Origin of the sequence: Pseudoalteromonas sp. MMG012, assembly GCF_018100875.1 — a bacterium.
GTDB lineage: Bacteria > Pseudomonadota > Gammaproteobacteria > Enterobacterales > Alteromonadaceae > Pseudoalteromonas > Pseudoalteromonas aurantia.
On the sequence record NZ_JAGJEF010000028.1, the window covers coordinates 17,131 to 39,071 of the forward strand.

A 21,941-nucleotide genomic window follows, 5' to 3' on the forward strand; every position below is an offset into this window, starting at 1 on the left:
GTATCAGGCATTAATTGTTGCATCATGAACACTAAATGATGCAATTTCCACTCAGACAACACAGTATTGTATTTGTGCATTTATGGTTGCTTTTCTACACAATATGAAGTGCTGTCCATAGTGAGGCTTTAATGTTACATATTGAATTGTAATGATAAATAAAATTAGTTCCTATTATTCTTAAATTTCTCTTCATTTAGTTCGTCTGTTGGTCGGCTAACTATAATTTAGGATGAAATAATGAATAAACTGGCATTTTGTATGGTTCCGGTTGCCTTGGCAGTATCGGCAGCTGTTTCAGCGGATGAAAAAGAACAAATTACGTCGATAGAGAATATTGTTGTTTATGGTGAGAAAGCAGGTCGCTCTTTAAAAGACACCACATCTTCGGTTGCGGTAATTACGAGTGAAGAGCTGGCCAATGGGCAGTCAGATTCATACGTCGATATTTTATCGGATATTGCAAATGTAGTTTTTTCAGATAGTTTGCCAAGTATTCGGGGGGTGAAAGGGGAAGGTATTGCTACAGGGTCATATTCTTTCACTTCAGGCGCTAAAGCACGTGTTGCGGTGATGACAGATGGTGTAGCGGAACCGTTTGTAGCCACGTTAACCGGTGATCTTGGTTTGTGGGATGTACAGCAAATTGAAGTGTTACGTGGACCTCAGTCGTCTAATAGTGGTCGAAACAGCATGGGAGGGATCATTTACGTCACGACAAATACGCCTTCCATGGATAGACTAGAAGCATCGGTAAGAGCAGGATACGCCAATAAAACGCAAAGCAAAGAGCTTTCAGCCATGGTGTCTGCGCCGATTATAGAGAATGAACTCGCATATCGCTTCACGGTACAAAATGTGGATAGAGAACACCATTCTCAGTTTCAGTTGGCTGACGGTGACGCATACCCTTTTGATCCAAAGCCGATTGGCATGACGCGTATTAATGCTAAGTTACAATGGACACCATCACAAGTTGATGGATTAGACATGTTATTGAGTTATGTTGATACACAAGAAGAGGGATTCCGTTACTGGTATTTAGATGGTCCGGATCTTGCGAATCGTACTATCTCAACACCTTGGGACAGTGATACATCATATGCCCGTGACAAAGACGTAGACAGTCAGCATACCTCATTAAAAACGTCTTATGAAATAAATGATAACTTTGACATTGAGTTATTGGTATCTGACGTTGATTATAGTTATGAATTTCATCAATACCCACTCGTGTGGCACGTTCGTATGGACGATGAAAGTCAAACTATCGATGGTAAATTTGGCTTTGCTTTTGATGATGGGTTGAGTGGACACTTTGGTGTGTATAAGTATGATCGTGAGCAAGCTTTCTTTAATAAAGGTGTATATGAAGGGGATGATGACTCGTCATCTGATGCGATTTATGGTGAGGTTACTGTTAGTGTTTCCGAGCAAGGCCAAGTTATAGCTGGTGGTCGAATTGAGAAAGAGAAGCAACATCGCGAATTTAGAGCGGCATCAGGTGCTTCATTTATTATTGCCAATGATGAGACGCTTTACTTACCAAAAATCGCTTATTTACATACTATTGATGAAGAACTCACGCTTGGCGTGAGCTTCAGAAAAGGGTACAACTCGGGTGGTGGTGATTTTAGCTGGGCTTCTTCTACTGTATATAGCTATGATCCAGAATATGTTGATACGTTCGAGGTCAGTGTACGTAAATCATGGGGAGACGCGTTAAATCTCGCAGCAAATGTTTTCTATAACAATTACTCGGATTACCAAGTGCTTGCAACTGGTGCATCAGGTCAGCCATGGGATACAATTATTCATAACATTGATGAAGTGGACAGTTATGGATTTGAAGCTGAGTTAAGCTATGCAGCCACAGACTCGCTGATCTTGTCAGGTAGTTTCGGCTCATTACATACGAGTGTTGAAAATGCAGATAGCAATAATCAGCACTTGCTAGGTCAAGAGTTACCTATGGCGCCGAGCGTGACGGCAAGTATTGGCGCTGATTATTGGTTAACAGATAATGTTCAATTCAGTTTAAATACGCGTTATACAAGTGACTATCAAAGCAAATTACTGCGCAGTCATTTGGCAAATAACCCTCAGGTCCAAATTAGTCAGGCTGATTTATATCAAACGGATAGTTACACAGAAACTCGTGTTTCAGTTGCTTATATTGCGGAAGATTGGCGAGTAGATGCGTATGTTAATAATGCATTTGACCAAGTGAATGAAACAGCAATTGAGCGTGCACCAGTGACAGGTGTAATTACCTCTGGTCAATTAACAGAGCCGCGAACAGTTGGTTTTTCTGTAACATATAATCTGTAATTCTCTATAATTAATGTACGCTGTGAGGCCAATAACCACAGCGTACATCTTGCGCGCCAACTCACATTGCTTTTGTCTTACTCATCAATAAAATAAAGCACCGCAATGCTTGATTTTTCAGGTTTCTATTCGTCTAGCTCACATATTAAATTTGAACCAATTTATGTTGAGTGGAGCCAGAATGTCACGGCAAAGACGTACCAGAAAAAACAGACAACTTTCTTCTTTATCGGAAGCTGATAAAAATAAGTTACAACAAATGATCAGCGGTGCAAACTCTGGCGTCGGCACACATATTTCAGAGCATATCGCGGATGGAGAATTAGTTCCTTTAACGCCTGCTCAAAAAATTCTTTGGTATGCTTGGAAATTAGACCCTGACAATGTTACATATAACTTGGGTGGAGCATTACATTTTGAAGGCTTACTTGATACCCATCGCGTAAACAGTGCGTTTGAACAGCTTTGTCAGCGGCATGATGCTTTGCGGATTAAATTTGTAGAGGGTGATTTACAAGATGTTTGGCAAATCGATGGTGGTGATCAAACCTTCACTTTTTTTGAAACAACCGCGGTTGATTTAGCGCAACGAGATGCACAGTTAAGGCAAATAGTTGTCCAGCCCTTTGACTTGGTTGAAGGACCATTGTTGCGAGTGGGTATGGTCAACCAAGGTAATGATAGTAGTTTGGTGGTCACGTTACACCATATTATTGCTGATGGTACTTCAATGCAGCAGTTGCTGGATGAATTCGTCGCTATTTACGTCGCATTGAGTGAAGGGAAAGCGTCTAGTGAAACGGTTGAAAAAGTGGGTTATCTGGGCTTTGCAAAATGGTTAAACAAGCAAGACCAACAAGACTTATATGCGAAACAGTTAGAGGTTTGGCAGAAGTTATTGCAAGCCGATGAGCCGCTACGCCTACCCGCTAATAATCAAGCGCGTCATTCTGGGCAATATAGTGTTAAGACCCAGATCCAAGTATTAGATGAACCAGTATGGCATAAAGTATCTATGCTCGCTAAAGCAAACAATGTGACGCCATATCTGGTGTTACTGACTGCTTGGCAAGTGCTCTTATCTCGTTTTGCTAATGCAACGCGTATTCAAGTTGGGGTACCGGTTGCGAATCGTCATCTCAGTGAAACATTTAATCTTGTTGGCTTTTTCGTTAATACCCAAGCTTACCCACTCACCATTGAACATCATGAGAGCTTTAGTTCGTTACTTGAACAAGCGTCACATGTGTCAAAAATAGGGCAGGGTAATCAGGATTTACCATTTGAGCATTTGCTTAAAGCATTAAAGCCTGAGCGTCAAACGGGTGTTCACCCTATTTTTCAAGTGATGTTTAATTATTTGCGTCGCAACAAAAAGAGTTTGCAGCAACTGGGTGGTGTAGCACTTCTGGACTTTGAGTTTTACCGCTTTGGTATGCCGTTTGATTTACAGCTAGATGTCATTGAAGAAGTGGGTCAAGAAACAACGTTAAATTTGATGTACGCAAATGAGTTATATGCCCCTGAATTTGCAACCCAGTGCTTGAATACATTCCACATGGTTTTGACTGAAGTATTAGAGCACATTAATGTGCCTATGGCCCACTTACCTTTACTTGCAGAAAAAGATCTTCAGAGACTGGCTGTTTGGAATGTGGGAAGTTCACCTCATAGCTTCATCACACCTGTGCAGCAAATCATACATGACCAAAGTCAAAAAACACCTACAAGGATAGCTGTTAGTTTTAAGGACGAAACGGTGACTTATGAACAGCTTGATATTCGTGCTAATCGCTTGGCACATTGTTTATTAGCTAAAGGTGTTCGTGCAGAAGATAAAGTGGGGGTGGTATTCGAACGAAGCGTGGGTATGGTCGTTAGCTTATTGGCTGTGTTAAAAGCTGGGGCTGCTTATGTGCCGATTGATCCTACTTTACCATTAGAACGCATTGATTACATAGCGCAAAGTAGTGCTTTAGCATTGTTCCTCACAGACGACTCGCACAAGTCGTTGTCTCAACTTGCAGAGATAGCGCCAATGGTGCCAGTTGATACACTGGAGTTAGATCAATATGAGTCGAGCGTACCTAATTTAATAACGCATGCTACCCAATTGGCTTACGTGATTTACACATCAGGTTCCACCGGTAACCCAAAAGGTGTGGGAAACACGCATGAAGCAATTTACAACCGAATTGCTTGGCAGCAGTCGGCGTATCCCTTATCAGTAGATGATGTGGTATTACAAAAAACCCCATTTGGCTTTGATGTGTCTGTATGGGAGTTTTTCTGGCCGCTGATGTATGGGGCTAAATTGGTTGTAGCACAGCCTGAAGCGCACAAAGATAGCTCACGGTTACTTGAAGTCATTACCAAAGAGCGTGTTACGACTGTGCACTTTGTACCCTCAATGCTTCAAGCGTTTATTAATCACGAAGGTGTTAGCAGCGCGATTAGTATTAAGCGTATTTTGTGCAGTGGTGAAGCGTTACCCAGCGAAGTGCAGGCAAAGGCGCTACAGCTATTACCAAATACTGAGATTTATAATCTATACGGCCCGACAGAAGCCGCGGTTGATGTGAGTCATTTCACATGTCATGGAGATGCTAATGTGTCAGTGCCAATCGGGAGTCCGATTGATGGTATAAAGTTACTTGTATTAGATAGCGGATTACGATTGAGCCCTATCGGGGTTGCCGGCGAATTGTATATTGGCGGTATTGGCTTGGCTCGAGGCTATTTACATCGTGCAGACCTGACAGCCGAACGCTTTATAGCTAATCCGTTTTCTAACGATGGTGAGCGGCTGTATCGTACTGGTGATTTGGTGCATTGGAATGCGCAAGGGCAACTTGAGTATTTGGGCAGAACTGACCATCAAGTAAAAATTCGCGGCTTCCGTATCGAACTAGGGGAAATTGAAGCGTGTTTGCATGCGATTGATGAAGTGAATGAAGCGGTTGTTATTGCCGATAAAGGCCCTTCAGGCCAGCGTTTGGTCGCTTATGTATCTGCTGCAGAAAGTATTGAACTTGACTCAGAGCAAATACAAAACCAATTGGCTGAAGCGTTACCAGATTACATGGTGCCAAGTCTATTGATGGTGTTACCAGCGCTGCCGTTAAACAGCAACGGAAAAATAGATCGAAATGCGTTGCCACAAGCATCATTAACGAGTTCACAAATCTATCAAGCACCACAATCGGATAACGAAGCAATGTTGGCCAATATTTGGCAGGAGACATTAGGTGTTGATAAGGTCGGGCGATTAGATAATTTCTTTGAGCTGGGAGGCGACTCGATCATCAGTCTGCAGATTGTCGCTAAAGTCCGCCAAGTAGGTTATGTAGTAACGCCGAAGCAAATGTTTGAGCAGCAAGATATTGCGCGTTTAGCCTTGCAATTGGAAGCGCTTGATGTATCGTCAATTCCGGAACAAACGGTCACAGGGACTGCTAAGTTATTACCCATCCAAGCAGAGTTTTTTGCTAAACCAATGATTGAGTATAATCACTGGAATCAGGCAATTATGCTGCGTTCTGAACAGCATTTTAATGAACTAGCATTGCAAAATGCGGTCTCTGCAATATTACTTTATCATGACGCATTACGTTTACGATATACGCGCTCTGAGAGTGACCAATGGCAGCAGGACTATAGTGCTTTTGATGAGTTGTTGCTTGAAAGTAGCTACTGGTCGCGTTCGGTACAAGAAAAAGATGTCACGGCATTAGCAGAAGAGGCGCAGCGCAGCCTCGATATTGAGTCTGGGCCGATAGCACGGTTTGTGAATATGCAGCTTGATGATGGCAGTGCGAGACTCTTAATTGTTATACATCATTTGGCGGTAGATGGCGTGTCTTGGCGTACATTAATTAATGATTTTATGACAGCCTATGAGGCAGCTCAGCGCAATGAAGAGATAGCATTGGGGCTGAAAAGCCATAGCTATCAATATTGGGCAGAGCAAATTAGTCAGTATCCTCAGCTTTTTGAGGGCGAATTCTCATATTGGCAATCACACTCAGTAAAGCCTTTACAATTGCCTAATTTAAATGCGCAAGGTAGTCAGGCTCTGTCTGAGAGTGGCGTAATCAGTGTGGTATTGGAGCAGGCCACAACTCAAGCACTCTTGCAAAATTCATCACACGCATATCGAACGCAAATTAATGAGTTATTATTGAGTGCGCTGAGTGAGGCAGTTTATGGATGGACAGAAGACACACACATATGTGTTAACTTAGAAGGGCACGGTCGAGAGACATGGGAAGATACTTCAGATTTAAGTCGTTCTGTTGGTTGGTATACGTCTTTGTTTCCTGTTTCTCTTACTCGAGCAAAAGCGTTATCAGATACCATTAAAAACACGAAGGAGCAGTTACGCTCGGTGCCAAATAAAGGCATAGGCTATGGGGCCTTTAAATATTACGGAAACCCACAGGAGCAAGCGGAACTACAACAGCAACCGATGGGCCAAATCGAGTTTAACTATTTAGGTCAAACCGATAATACATTTGAAAAAACGGAGCAAGGACTGTCATTAACATTGGCTGATGAATCCGTTGGCGCTTCTTTTAGCCCTAAGTATCCTCAACAGACAGAGTTAGTGATAAATGGCAAAGTATTTGCGGGTCAATTGCAGTTTGATATTAGTTTTTCAACGGCCCGCTTATTACATCATGATGTTCAGGTATTTGCTGATAAATTATATCAGTCGTTGTGTGCCGTGGTAGAGCATTGCCAACAAGCGTTACCTACACTCACGCCATCAGATGCCCCACTGGCGAAAATGAGTCAAGCAGAACTTGACGAGCTACCAATTGAACTCAGTCAATTACAGACGTTATATCCATTGTCCCCCATGCAAGAGGGGATGTTGTTTCATAGCCTTTATGATGAAGGTGAAGCTTACATAAATCAAACTTGCTTAGAAATCGAAAATTTAGATGTGGAGCGTTTTAAGCGTGCTTGGCAGCTAGTTGTGTCACGCCATGATGCATTGAGAACCGGTTTTTTGACCGAGCGACAACAAACATTGCAGTATGTAATGCGTAGCCTCATACCGCAGTGGCATGAATTAGATTGGCAATCTTACGACGAACATGAACTCCCTCAGCTGTTAACTCAGCAAGCGCAGTCAGACAGTAAAGCTGGATTCGATTTAACAAATGATCCAGGCTTAACACGTTTAACGTTGGTGAAATTAGCGGCTCAGAAATACCATTTCATATGGACTACGCATCATTTGCTTACCGATGGGTGGAGTAGCTCAGCCATGATGGGTGAGGTACTACAAGCGTATGAAGGTAACACACTCCCTGTCGCACAAGGTCAATACGAACAGTATATTGCTTACTTAATGAAGCAAGATCAGGTGAGTAATCTTGCTTTCTGGGCGAAAGAAACAGCCCGCCTATCAGAGCCAAGCTACCTTACATCGGTCATTGGTGATGAGCATACGGATGGGGAATATAATGCATATGCTATTGAATTTGACGAGCCGCAAACACAGAAACTAATTGAGTTTAGTCAACAGAACCGAGTAACACTGAATACGTTGATCCAAGGTAGCTGGTCGTTCTTACTGAGCCGTTATTTAAATCGCGCCAGTGTATGTTTTGGTGCAACGACTTCGGGTAGGCCCACTGATTTATTTGCTTCTGAATCAAGTCAGGGGATGTTTATTAATACAGTTCCTGTTGTTGCTACTGTTGATCCTGCTATGACTGTTTCTACATGGTTACAAGCTTTACAAAACGATAATTTACAAGCTCGAGAACATGAGTTCACTCCACTTTACGATATTCAGAAGCAAGCTGGGCAGTATTTAGAGCTAAATAAAGAAGGTTTGTTTGATACCTTAATGGTGTTTGAAAACTATCCAATATCAAAAGCTGTACAAACCCGCGATGAACAAGACACTCAGTTTTCAGTACTCGCAGCGCGCGAAGAAACAACCTATCCACTCACCCTTGGCGTTTTAGTTGATGCTAGCTTAAGCATAACGTTTACCTATCAGGGCTGGAAAATATCAGCAGCAGGGGTTGAAACAATTGCTAAGCAGCTAAAAGGGCTGCTTCTAGCGTTCATAGCGAATAACACTCAATTATTATCAGCGCTATCACTTGTCACGCCAGCTCAAGCAGAGTCGTTACGCACACAAGGCTTTGGAGATGAGTTTGTCCCGTATATATCGGGCACAGAAACTCCGATATATATTCCCAATAGTGCAGCACCGACTTTACGAGCTGAGCAATATCAAGATGTTGTTTCAACATTAAACCAGCTGGCAAAGCAGACACCGGATGCAGAAGCCGTTGCGTGTGATGGTCTCAGTTATACGTTTAAAGAGCTGTATGAGAAATCATCGCAATTGGCTTATTACTTGCGTGAGCAAGGGGTGGTTGCAGAGCAAAAAGTGGGGGTTGCACTAGAGCGTAGCCGCGACTTACCAGTGGCCTTTTTGGCGATATTAAAGGCGGGAGCGGTGTATGTGCCAATGGACTTGAGCTATCCAGAGCAACGCTTAGCCTACATGATAAAAGACAGTCAGATGCAGCATATACTGGTGTCAGATAACCGCATTGCTGTATTGGCAGGAGAGGCGCAGTTACATTGTTTGCCAGAGATAACTCTCAATGATAGTTGGCAAATGGAAACGGTCTACCCAGCACAAGGGGCGTATGTTATTTATACCTCGGGCTCGACAGGCAATCCGAAAGGGGTGTTGGTAAGCAGGGGGTCCATTGGGATGCACTGTCGTTCAATTGGGCGTCGTTATGGTTTAAGCGCGTCAGACAGAGAATTGATATTCATGTCATTCTGTTTTGATGGGGCACATGAGCGTTGGTTATCAGCCGTGACACATGGCGGTACAGTGGTCATTAGGCCAGAAAAGCAGTGGGACTTACAAGAGACGTATGAAAACATGCACGCACAGCGCGTGAGTGTGGTGGTATTCCCACCGGTATTTTTACGAGAGTTGGCTGCGTATGTTGAACAAATAGGCAATCCTCCACCGGTTCGAGTGTATTGCTTTGGTGGAGATGCGATGCCACAAGCGTCTTTTGAACTAGCCCAACGGGTTTTAAAACCGGCATTCTTTATTAATGGCTATGGTCCAACAGAGACAGTGGTAACGCCGCTGACGTGGAAAGCGTTACCAGGAAGCAGCTTTGACAGTGTGTATGCGCCGATAGGTGAGGTGTTAGGACAACGTCAAGCATGGATATTGGATGACCAATTGAATCTAGTACTGCCGGGTATGATAGGTGAGTTATACATGGCGGAAGAGGTCGGGTTAGCAAGAGGGTATTTGAATCGTCCCGATTTAACCGCGGAGCGCTTTGTGGCGGACCCGTTTAAAGAAGATGGCTCACGCTTATATCGCACCGGAGATTTGGTGCGCTGGAATGCGGATAATCAAATGGAATATTTAGGTCGTACTGACCATCAGGTGAAAATCCGAGGTTTCCGCATAGAGCTAGGTGAGATAGAGTCCTTGTTACGTAAATCAGCGGGGGTGAATGAAGCGGTTGTCATAGCGGATGATACGCCGTCGGGCAAGCGTTTAGTGGGGTATGTATCAGGGCATGACGAAGGCTTATTAGATGTGGTTGCTCTAAAAGCGACGCTAGCACAGCAATTACCAGATTATATGGTACCCAGTGTGTTGATGGCACTGGCGGAGTTGCCAACGAATAGTAACGGTAAGATAGATAGAAAAGCGTTACCAAAGGCACAATTAGAAAGCGAGAAAGCTTATGTTGCGCCAGAAGGGGAGCTTGAAACATTACTGGCTGAAATTTGGCGTGAGGTGTTAGGTGTTGAGCAAGTAGGACGTTTTGATAATTTCTTTGCGCTAGGTGGGGATTCAATTAACAGCTTACGCTTAATTGCACTAGCAAAAAGTCATGATATTACATTGAGTGTGCAGGATATTTTCACCAGTACTGACTTATACTCACTTGCACTACAAAGCCTGAGTTCGGGCGAGAACACTATATCGCCTTTACTTAGGGCTGAGCGTGCACAGCAAACATTATCTTATGCGCAAGAGCGTCAATGGTTCTTGTGGAAGTTAGCACCCGACAGTGATGCTTACCACATTACCGGTGGTTTGATCTTAGAGGGCACACTGGACTTTACTGCACTGCAAACGGCATTTGACTATGTTCTTGAGAAACACGATGCATTGCGTACAAGGTTTGTTGAGCATCAAGATGCCAGTGTGACACAAGTAGTCGAACAGGGTGTGAAAGCAAATATTCAACGTTTAGATGGTTCTACTAAAAATGTAGAGTCAGATACATTTAAGTCTGATTTAGTGAAAAAGCCGTTTGATTTAACGACAGATAAATTGTTACGCGTTGGCTTAATTACGCATGCGCAAGATAAGCATGAGTTGATTGTGGTAATGCATCATATTGTGTCTGATGGTTGGTCGTTAAATTTGATTATTGCCGATTTTGTAGCTGGTTACTCAGCGGCGTTAAAAGGGGATTCACTGGCAGTCGAATTGCAACCACGATACAGCGACTATGCTCAGTGGCAAAAACAGTGGCTGGAAGAAGGAGAAGATGCACGACAGTTGGCATATTGGAAAACAAACTTAGGTGATTCTCACCCAGTTCTGGAATTACCTGCCGATTTGCAAAGTGATCAACAAGAATATAGTAATGGTATTGCTATTCACGCTATTCCAAAGGCATTGAAAGCACAATTAAGTCATTACGCCAAAGACCAAGGCAGTACTTTATTTGCTTTGCTTATGAGTGCGTGGCATGTCTTACTTCATCGTTACTCTGGTCAATCAGATATTCGAGTTGGTATGCCTATAGCGAATAGGCAGCATATTGAAAGTCAGAGCATTGTTGGCTTTTTTGTCAATACGCAAGTGATCCGCAGTGTGTTATCAGCAGATATGGCACTGGGACAAGTCGTGAATGTTATTACGGAAAGTTTACAAGGGGCTCAGGCGAATCAAGACCTCCCTTTTGAGAAGCTGGTTGATGGGCTTGAGTTAGAACGTAATTTAAACCGCTCTCCGTTGTTTCAAGTGATGCTAAATTATCAGCGTCAAGAAGATAACTTGTTGTCACAATTACCTGAATTGACGATTAGTGAAGCAAAGTTACCGACCAATAGTGCACAATTTGAATTGTTACTTGAAGCGATTGAAGATACTGAAGGCGAAGTGACGTTATATTTAAATTACGCTATTGAACTTTATAGTGACAACCGAGTTCAAGAGCTTCTTGATGGCTTTATGTCGATACTCACAGATATTGCATTACGTCCAGAGCAAACTGTGAGTAGTGTCGAGCTACTATTAGAGCACACGGTTGGTCATCTTATTGCCTTTGGCCGTGGTAATGAATGCAATAAGCCTAAAATGTTATTACATGAAAGCATCGAATACCATAGTGTGAATACACCGAACCAGATTGCTTTGAGGGATGAAGAAGAGTCTATTACTTATGGGCAGCTGGCACTAAAAGTGAGTCGGCTATGCGCTTATTTACAGGCGAATGATGTGCTTGTGGAAGACCAAGTTGGGGTGATTTTTAATCGTAATATCGATATGGTTGTGAGTTTACTCGCTATCCATCAGGCGGGTGCAGCATATGTGCCTATTGATCCTAATTTGCCGAGTGATCGTGTTAAATATATTGTTAGCAGCAGTACTTTAAAGCTTATTCTTACTGATGGTTCAGCAGCTAACTTTACTGAGTTAGCACAATTGTCTGAAATACACGAGTTACAGGATATCGTTTATTCATCGGATGAGCCTCACCACTATCCGCACATGTCAAAAGATAACTTAGCATATGTGATTTATACCTCAGGTTCTACTGGGCAGCCTAAAGGCGTTGCGGTAACGCATCAAGGGTTATCTAACTATTTGTCCTATGCGCAGGCAGCCTATTTACCAAATGTATCATCGAGTTTAGTGAGTTCAACACTCTCTTTTGATGCCACAGTAACGAGCTTGTTAGTGCCGTTATATAGCGGTAAAACAGTGACATTGCTGGCATCGGGGGACGAAGAACTCAGTAATTTAATTGCGCATTTACAACAAAGTAATGATGCGACGTTATATAAAATAACCCCTGCCCATATCGATGCGATGCTTGCCAGTGATTTACTCACCACAAATGAGCAAGCGCATTGCTTTGTCGTAGGGGGAGACAAGCTATTGAGCTCAACGGTTGCTCAATTGAAAGCCTTGTTCCCTTATGCGCAGATCATTAATGAATATGGACCGACAGAAACTGTCGTTGGATGTTCAGTATTTAACATTGGTAATGAGACTAATGAGCGCTGGGATGTGATCCCTATCACAGATGCAATTGAAAATACTCAGCTTTACGTATTAAGTGATGCGTTAACCCTGATGCCAATAGGTGTGCCAGGTGAATTATATATCGCCGGAGAAGGACTTGCACGTGGCTACTTAAACCAAGGTGCTTTGACCTCAGAAAGGTTTATAGCAAACCCCTTTAGCGACGATGGTGCACGTTTATATCGAACGGGAGATTTGGTGCGCTGGAGCTTTGATGGAGAGCTTGAGTATTTAGGACGCACAGACCATCAAGTGAAAGTGCGAGGTTTTAGAATTGAGTTGGGTGAGATAGAAGCCAATTTATGTAATATCCCAACCGTAAATGAAGCCATTGTCGTCGCAGATGAAACCGAAAATGGGACACAATTAGTTGCTTATATTGTGGCTGATGATGACATCGAGTATGACGCATTAAAAGAGATATTGCGGAACAATTTACCGAGCTACATGATCCCCGATATATTTGTCACACTAGCAAACTTTCCTTTGACTCATAACGGTAAAGTTAATCGAAGTGCCTTACCTAAAGTGGAGCGAGCCGCGGAGCTTGATTTTGTTGCCCCCGAGGGGGAGCTAGAGATTATGTTAGCCGCTATTTGGCGCTCAATCCTGGGTGTTGAACAAGTGGGTCGTCATGACAATTTCTTTGAATTAGGTGGGGACTCCATAGTCAGCTTACAAATAATTGCAAAACTTCGTCAGGCTGGGTACTTGGTAACCCCTAAACAAGTGTTCGAGCAGCAAAGCATAGCGCGCCTAGTTAACTGTTTGATTGTTATGGAAGATGAAGATTTAATTGAGCAAAGTGTTTTTGGGGAAGTTGAGTTACTGCCGATTCAATCCAGCTTCTTTAAAAATGAGATGGTCGATCGCTCTCATTGGAACCAAGCTGTAATGCTACACAGTGATCAAGCGCTAGATGATGTTGCACTTAATGCGGCGATAAGCCAGTTGGTTGAAAGTCACGATGCGTTGCGAATGCGATACTATCAAGATGAAATGGGGGGATGGAGTCAAGAGTATACAGAGTATCGAGAGGATTTTGTTGAACAAAATATGTGGTTACATGATGTTGATGTGGCCGATATAGAGCAATTAGCACAACAAGCTCAAGAAAGTTTAGATATTACCCATGGCTCAATGATGAGAGTCGTGCAAATGCGAGTGAATGATGGCACATATAGGCTGTTATTCGTTATTCATCATTTGGTTATTGATGGTGTATCTTGGCGGGTTTTATTAGATGATTTAGCCGTTGCATATGAGCAAGCTATTGAAGGTAAAAGCCTTACATTGACGTTAAAAAGTCACAGCTATCAATACTGGGCTGACCGTGTACGTGAGTACCCGAGTCAATTTAAAGACGAGTTTGCGTATTGGTCTGAGCAAGTCACTCAGCCATTACAATTACCTAACTTAAATGCGCAGGGCAGTGCACTTGCATTGCATCGTGCAGCAGTCAGTGTCAATTTAGATAAAGTACGTACTGAGTCATTATTACATGATGCGCCAAAAGTATATCGTACACAGATAAATGACTTGTTACTGAGTGCATTAAGTGAAGCTTTGTATCAATGGTTAGGTCAATCTGAAGTGTCTATAAACTTGGAAGGTCATGGGCGAGAACCATGGGAGCAAGGCGTAGATTTAAGCCGGACTGTGGGTTGGTTTACCACACTCTATCCAATTGTATTGCAGCGTATGCCCTCGTTGGCACACACAATCATCACCAATAAAGAAAACTTACGGGCTATTCCAAACAAGGGGATAGGGTATAGTGCATTTAAATTTAATGGCACAGATGAAGAACAAGCGCAGTTACAGCAGAGCTCACTCAGTCAAATTGAATTCAACTATTTGGGGCAATTCGACAATGGCGCAGTGCACGATAGTACCTCGATTTGGCGTTTAGCATCTGAAAGCTCTGGGAAAGCAACGAGTGACAATATCGCTATGAATAGTGAGTTGGCGATTAATGGACAAGTATTAAATGGGGCACTGTCTTTTGAGATAAGCTTCTCACAAGCGCGTTTGAATAATGACGATGTGGCACAGTTTGCCGCACATTTTGAGGCTGCATTACAGCAGGTTGTGGCGCATTGCCAAACGGCGCAAGGCACATTAACCCCATCAGATGTGCCACTAACTAAATTATCGCAAACACAACTAGATGCGTTACCACTTAATCTGAGTAATGTGGATGATCTGTATCCATTGTCACCCATGCAAGAAGGCATGCTATTTCACAGTATGTTTGAACAAAGCAGTGCGTATATAAATCAAACCTGTTTTGAGGTGAAAGGGCTAGATGTAGCGCGCTTTAAACAGGCTTGGCAATCAGTGATCGCGCGTCATGATGTATTGCGAACCGGCTTTGTGTGTACTGATAACTTTAATTTGCAGTTTGTTGCAAAAGAAACTGATCAATCTTGGCAGGAACTGGATTGGCAAAATAGCAAGTTAGATAAGGCAGCCTTTATCACACAAGCACAAGCGGATCGAGAGCGAGGGTTTGATTTCATTAACGACCCAGGCTTAACGCGGTTAACACTGATACATACAGGAGCGACAGAGCATTATTTAATATGGACAAGTCACCATTTATTAACAGATGGTTGGAGTACATCTGTAATGATGGGGGAGATACTACAAGCATACGAAGGAATGAGTCTGCCGAAAGATACAGTGCAATATAAAGATTATATTACTTACCTAAAAGAGCAAGATGCTTCTACTAACCTGGCTTATTGGCAGCATGAAACAAATCGACTGACTGGCCCAAGTTACCTGACTTCGGTATTAAATGGGGATTCTGAGTTTAGGCAGTATGGTAAGCAGTATATTCATTTTGATGAAACACAAACTGTTAGCTTAACAGCGTTTGCAAAGCAAAATCATGTAACAATAAATACCGTTATTCAAGGTGCATGGGCATTACTGCTGTCGCGATACTTAAATCGGGATACAGTATGCTTTGGTGCAACCACCTCAGGTAGGCCAACCGATATGGCTGGTAGTAGTGCATGCTTGGGGATGTTTATTAATACCATTCCTGTGATTGCTGAAATAGATCCGGCACAGTCGTTAAGTACTTGGTTACAGTCAATTCAAACCGCGAGTGTTCGTTCTAGAGAATTTGAGTTTACGCCGCTTTATGATATTCAGAAGCAAGCAGGGGAACGTTTAGATCTGAATATAGAAGGTTTATTCGATACCTTAATGGTATTTGAAAACTACCCGATCTCTGAGACACTCCAAAATGGAGAAGGAAAAGACACTGCATTCGATGTTGTTAATTCAGCTGAGGAAACCAACTATCCGGTATCTCTCGGGGTTGAAATCGAAGCATTATTGAAAATCACATTGACGTATCAACATGACAAAGTAAGTACGGTAAGTGCAAACATGCTTTCAAAGCAGTTGGAGTCTTTGATTTTAGCAATGGTATCTAACCAAAACCAATTATTATCAGCGCTATCACTTGTCACGCCAGCTCAAGCAGAGTCGTTACGCACACAAGGCTTTGGAGATGAGTTTGTCCCGTATATATCGGGCACAGAAACTCCGATATATATTCCCAATAGTGCAGCACCGACTTTACGAGCTGAGCAATATCAAGATGTTGTTTCAACATTAAACCAGCTGGCAAAGCAGACACCGGATGCAGAAGCCGTTGCGTGTGATGGTCTCAGTTATACGTTTAAAGAGCTGTATGAGAAATCATCGCAATTGGCTTATTACTTGCGTGAGCAAGGGGTGGTTGCAGAGCAAAAAGTGGGGGTTGCACTAGAGCGTAGCCGCGACTTACCAGTGGCCTTTTTGGCGATATTAAAGGCGGGAGCGGTGTATGTGCCAATGGACTTGAGCTATCCAGAGCAACGCTTAGCCTACATGATAAAAGACAGTCAGATGCAGCATATACTGGTGTCAGATAACCGCATTGCTGTATTGGCAGGAGAGGCGCAGTTACATTGTTTGCCAGAGATAACTCTCAATGATAGTTGGCAAATGGAAACGGTCTACCCAGCACAAGGGGCGTATGTTATTTATACCTCGGGCTCGACAGGCAATCCGAAAGGGGTGTTGGTAAGCAGGGGGTCCATTGGGATGCACTGTCGTTCAATTGGGCGTCGTTATGGTTTAAGCGCGTCAGACAGAGAATTGATATTCATGTCATTCTGTTTTGATGGGGCACATGAGCGTTGGTTATCAGCCGTGACACATGGCGGTACAGTGGTCATTAGGCCAGAAAAGCAGTGGGACTTACAAGAGACGTATGAAAACATGCACGCACAGCGCGTGAGTGTGGTGGTATTCCCACCGGTATTTTTACGAGAGTTGGCTGCGTATGTTGAACAAATAGGCAATCCTCCACCGGTTCGAGTGTATTGCTTTGGTGGAGATGCGATGCCACAAGCGTCTTTTGAACTAGCCCAACGGGTTTTAAAACCGGCATTCTTTATTAATGGCTATGGTCCAACAGAGACAGTGGTAACGCCGCTGACGTGGAAAGCGTTACCAGGAAGCAGCTTTGACAGTGTGTATGCGCCGATAGGTGAGGTGTTAGGACAACGTCAAGCATGGATATTGGATGACCAATTGAATCTAGTACTGCCGGGTATGATAGGTGAGTTATACATGGCGGAAGAGGTCGGGTTAGCAAGAGGGTATTTGAATCGTCCCGATTTAACCGCGGAGCGCTTTGTGGCGGACCCGTTTAAAGAAGATGGCTCACGCTTATATCGCACCGGAGATTTGGTGCGCTGGAATGCGGATAATCAAATGGAATATTTAGGTCGTACTGACCATCAGGTGAAAATCCGAGGTTTCCGCATAGAGCTAGGTGAGATAGAGTCCTTGTTACGTAAATCAGCGGGGGTGAATGAAGCGGTTGTCATAGCGGATGATACGCCGTCGGGCAAGCGTTTAGTGGGGTATGTATCAGGGCATGACGAAGGCTTATTAGATGTGGTTGCTCTAAAAGCGACGCTAGCACAGCAATTACCAGATTATATGGTACCCAGTGTGTTGATGGCACTGGCGGAGTTGCCAACGAATAGTAACGGTAAGATAGATAGAAAAGCGTTACCAAAGGCACAATTAGAAAGCGAGAAAGCTTATGTTGCGCCAGAAGGGGAGCTTGAAACATTACTGGCTGAAATTTGGCGTGAGGTGTTAGGTGTTGAGCAAGTAGGACGTTTTGATAACTTCTTTGCGCTAGGTGGGGATTCAATTAATGGATTAAAGGTGACCAGTCAATGGCAGCAGCGTCATCACCTACCATTCAATATTAGATTATTGTGGCAAGCGCCAGATCTGAGCTCATTAGTAAACGCGTTATTGAGTGATGCGATCCCCAGTGTACATAGTTTGAATTCGGTTATTGCGACGGGGCCAAATCTTTTTTGCTTACATGAAGGAAGTGGACTCACCATAGCTTACCGACCACTGGCTCAGCGTTTAGACGGGCAAGTAAACTGCATTGGTATTGCACCTGATGATGCTTTTGATATGCAATCTGATCTGCAACAGTTGGCAAACCACTACGCGAGTGAAATTTTACGGTATCAGCAATCAGGGCCTTATTATTTAGCTGGTTGGTCAATGGGGGCACCAATCGCTTTGTTGGTAGCAAATACACTTTCAGATTTGGGCCATACAGTTTCAATGGTGCAACTTATCGATAGTTGGAATCCATTTGAGTATCAAAATAGTGAGATCTTAATGTGGCACCAATGGATCTCAAAGTGGGTTATGCAACATGTTATTGCACGAGAAGATGAGGTTGAAGCTGTTGTCGAAACTTATATTGCAACTAATACTGAAGCGGTTATGCCATTGTTTGACTTATTGATGCAGTACAAAGAGAGCTTTAGCGAAGAGGTTACTAATTTACCTGCGACAGAATTGGTAACGTTAATTCAAGTTGCATATCATTTGTACACTATCTCACGTCGACCGATAAATTACAAAGTGGTGAACTCTGCAGGCATTCACTGTTGGTGGTCGAGTGACACATCCACAGAGAGTACTACCAATTATTACAGTGGGTTGGGTCAATCTCTCCCTGAAACGAGGTTGGAGTATGATCACCAAGGCATAATAATGAGTTCTGAAGTATTGGATGGTATTGAACAAGCGATGGAAAAATTTTTATAAGCGTACATTACTATTAAAAATAGCTGGGTAAAAAGTGCCGCTTTCTTATAGGAAGCGGCACTTTTTATTGTCCTCTTTTTACCCTTTGCAAGCGATGACTAGAATATGCTGAAAGTGGTATCAATGACCATAAATATTACAGGGCTGAAAGGCGCACTATATCAAGATGTACAATAAGGAAAAGAGTGATGGGTGAAGTGAGAGAGGTTAAGTAACCCAATACTGACGATCGGGTTACTGTTGAGATGTTGTTAGCTTAGATTGAGTGCATCCGCAATTTCAGCAGAGCGAATCGCTAAGATCGATAAAAGAGAATCGCTGATCCCATGTGTCGCTTCATTAATTCCTTGCGTAAATATTTTCGGTTTAAAGGTCTCGACAGTACGTAATTGATAGTCGCGGGCAATATCATTTTCCAGCCATTGAGTTACTGACTCTAATAAAGGTGGGCGCGAGGAATAATGATAGCCTGTTGCAAGTATCATGTGGTCATACTTTTCAAGCTGACTATTGTGCTGGCCGTGACGAAGGGTTAAACAGATCTGATCCCCAGAGAGAGTCGCTGCGTCAATATGGGTATTATTTTTGAGGGAAAAACGGGTTTCGTTTTTTAGCCTTTGTGTGTATAAGCGACCGTATATGTCATCTAATAATGGCTCATCGACAACCGCATAATTGGTATTTCTGAATTCAGTTAAAAAAGCACTGCGTTGCTCAGGTGTGTTTTGGTACATTAAATCGGTGTAGCGTGGGTCAAAGATTTCATTGACAAAGGGGCTTGAGTCAGCAGGCTTCATAGCGCCAGCGCGGAAGATAAGATCAACTTTTGGTTGATGCAAAATATTTTGCACATCGACAAATATTTCAGCGGCACTTTGACCCGCACCAATAACGGCGACCTTATCACCTGCTTTAATTTTATGTTTATTCATCAAGTATTGAGAAGAATGCCACACATTTTCATGTGCAAAGGCATCACTAAATACCTCAGGGACCTTTGCATTACCACCAGGGCTTAAAATGATATTTTTAGCATGACGAGTGTGCTCTAAACCTTCTTTATTTCTTGTTGTTATTGCAAGATATTCAACATGATTTTGCTCCACTACAGGGGTAATCTCAACGACTTGCTCATCGTAATGGCAATGTTCATTGAAGTGTGATGCGGCCCAGCTTAAGTAACTATTGAACTCTAATCGAGATGGATAAAATGTTTTTAAGTTAATATAACTGTCTAGTCTGTTTTGATGATGCAAGTAGTTGACGAAGCTAAAGTGACTGGTTGGGTTCCTTTGGGTAACAAGATCTTTCAGGTAAGAAATTTGCATTGTCGTATCATCAAGTAACATCCCACCGTGCCATAAGAAATTGGGTTGTTTCTCAATGAAGCAAACCTTGTCGGTGAGTTTACCTTGCTCTTGTAACGCAATGGCTAAAGCTAAATTAGCAGGGCCAAATCCTATCCCGATAACGTCGTATAATTTCATGTTTGCCTCAACAGAGCGCGTATGTGTGGCGCTTTAACGATTAGTATTCATCCTGAGACGAAAGCTTATGATAATTATTTAGGTTTTCCTTAGCTTCTTTGTGGTTTATTGCAAGTAACGGGCGAGTAAAGGTATGTACGACAGATTGGTTATATAGAAATGCAGTAATCAAGTCTGCGATCGCTAACTTTATGCTCTGTTGCTTCGTCTAGAGGATCTAAGCAAATAAAGCCATGCAAATTATCAAGTGACTTGTGTGCTTTAAACTCTTTACTAGTGATTAGCGAAATAATTATGACAAGCGTGCGAGATACTGAGTTAAATGATGTGTCACTCAAAGAAAAAGCCATTGAACTTACGCAAAACTTAGTTCGATTCCCGTCCATTACACCAGATGACGCTGGCAGTTTTGACTATATATGTAGATATTTAGAACAGCTGGGATTCACGTGCAAAGAAGTAACACGACAGGGGGTTAGAAACCTCATTGCGTCAAAATCTTTTGGGGCAGGTAAAACCTTTGCTTTTGCAGGGCATTTAGATGTTGTGCCAGCAGGTCCTCTAGAGTTGTGGACCAGTCCCCCCTTCGCTGCAGAAATCATTTCAGAACGTGTGTATGGGCGTGGGGTTGCAGATATGAAAGGCGGTATTGCGTGTTTTATTGCCGCGGTAGAATCTCTGTTGACACGCTGTGATACGGGGACTCTCATGTTACTAATTACCTGTGATGAAGAAGGGGAAGCAGAACATGGTACCGCCTCTATTATGGACACACTTAATGCGTTAGGGGATGAGCATTTGCCGGACTATTGCTTAGTTGGTGAGCCATCGAGTAAAGCCCGTTTAGGGGATACGGTGAAAATCGGTCGACGAGGTTCGCTGTCAGGTCATGTGCGTGTATTTGGTCAACAAGGCCATGTTGCGTATCCTCATAATTGCCAAAATGCCGCCCATGGTGCCATTGTATTAAGTCGCCGTTTAGTCGCGTTACAGTGGGACAGTGGTACTGTAACAATGCCCGGCACAAGTTTACAAATCACGCAGTTAAATAGCGGAGAGTTTGTCGATAACACAGTCCCTGGTACCACAGATATTTGCTTCAATATTAGATACAGTAGTCGACACACAGAGCAGTCGTTGAAAAAGCTCATAAGTGACACATTACACTCAGATGAGATCCGCTGCGAAATAGAATGGCAGCGTCCCTGTGCCCCCTACTTTAATGAAGCAAATAAATTTGTTGATACATTGAACTTGGCCATTGAAAACACGGTGGGTATTCGCCCGATATTGACCACTGATGGCGGTACATCGGATGGTCGATTTATCGCCTCAGCACGAACTGAAGTCATTGAATTCGGGCTGCGTAATGAAAACATTCATCAAGTTAATGAATCTGCATCTTTAAGTGATATTGGCGATTTAGCATTAATTTACAAACACATGATTGCAGCATTTTGTGTGAGCGATATGCGCGCTAATATACCGTTTGAGTCTATTGATGAAGCGTTGACACTGTGAGTGGAATTTACGTATTTGGTAGAGTTTTATTCACGCCTTATTGGGTATTCCAAGCACGGCCTTTGTAAAGAGAGTTGCTCAGATTATGAGTTAAAAGA

At 43.0% G+C, this 21,941-nt stretch carries 4 protein-coding genes; 3 read left to right on the forward strand and 1 reads right to left on the reverse strand.

The features are described from left to right. Window positions 1-240: 240 nt before the first annotated feature. Together J8L97_RS11440 and J8L97_RS11445 are read left to right on the forward strand one after the other, a co-directional pair. Window positions 241-2,331: a TonB-dependent receptor gene (locus J8L97_RS11440; protein WP_211049826.1), complete on the forward strand. Its 2,091-nt coding sequence runs from the start codon at window positions 241-243 to the stop codon at window positions 2,329-2,331. Window positions 2,332-2,512: 181 nt separating this feature from the next. Then, window positions 2,513-18,835 carry a non-ribosomal peptide synthase/polyketide synthase gene (locus J8L97_RS11445; RefSeq protein ID WP_211049827.1) on the forward strand — a complete coding sequence of 5,441 codons (16,323 nt, stop codon included), beginning with the start codon at window positions 2,513-2,515 and terminating at the stop codon, window positions 18,833-18,835. A 251-nt stretch (window positions 18,836-19,086) separates the two neighbouring features. On the opposite strand, the gene J8L97_RS11450 is transcribed toward J8L97_RS11445, so the two are convergent. Continuing rightward, window positions 19,087-20,322 (reverse strand): lysine N(6)-hydroxylase/L-ornithine N(5)-oxygenase family protein, encoded by a 1,236-nt coding sequence (locus J8L97_RS11450; RefSeq protein ID WP_211049828.1) that lies wholly within the window; start codon window positions 20,320-20,322, stop codon window positions 19,087-19,089. A 294-nt stretch (window positions 20,323-20,616) separates the two neighbouring features. Here J8L97_RS11450 and dapE point away from each other — a divergent pair, with 294 nt between their 5' ends. After that, window positions 20,617-21,843 (forward strand): succinyl-diaminopimelate desuccinylase, encoded by a 1,227-nt coding sequence (gene dapE, locus J8L97_RS11455; RefSeq protein ID WP_211049829.1) that lies wholly within the window; start codon window positions 20,617-20,619, stop codon window positions 21,841-21,843. The last annotated feature ends 98 nt before the right edge of the window (window positions 21,844-21,941 follow it).

Bases quoted from the DNA above. Each gene is read 5' to 3' on its own strand.
- J8L97_RS11440 (WP_211049826.1), top strand. From the start codon at position 241: ATGAATAAACTGGCATTTTGTATGGTTCCGGTTGCCTTGGCAGTATCG.
- J8L97_RS11445 (WP_211049827.1), top strand. From the start codon at position 2,513: ATGTCACGGCAAAGACGTACCAGAAAAAACAGACAACTTTCTTCTTTA.
- J8L97_RS11450 (WP_211049828.1), bottom strand. From the start codon at position 20,322: ATGAAATTATACGACGTTATCGGGATAGGATTTGGCCCTGCTAATTTA.
- dapE (WP_211049829.1), top strand. From the start codon at position 20,617: ATGACAAGCGTGCGAGATACTGAGTTAAATGATGTGTCACTCAAAGAA.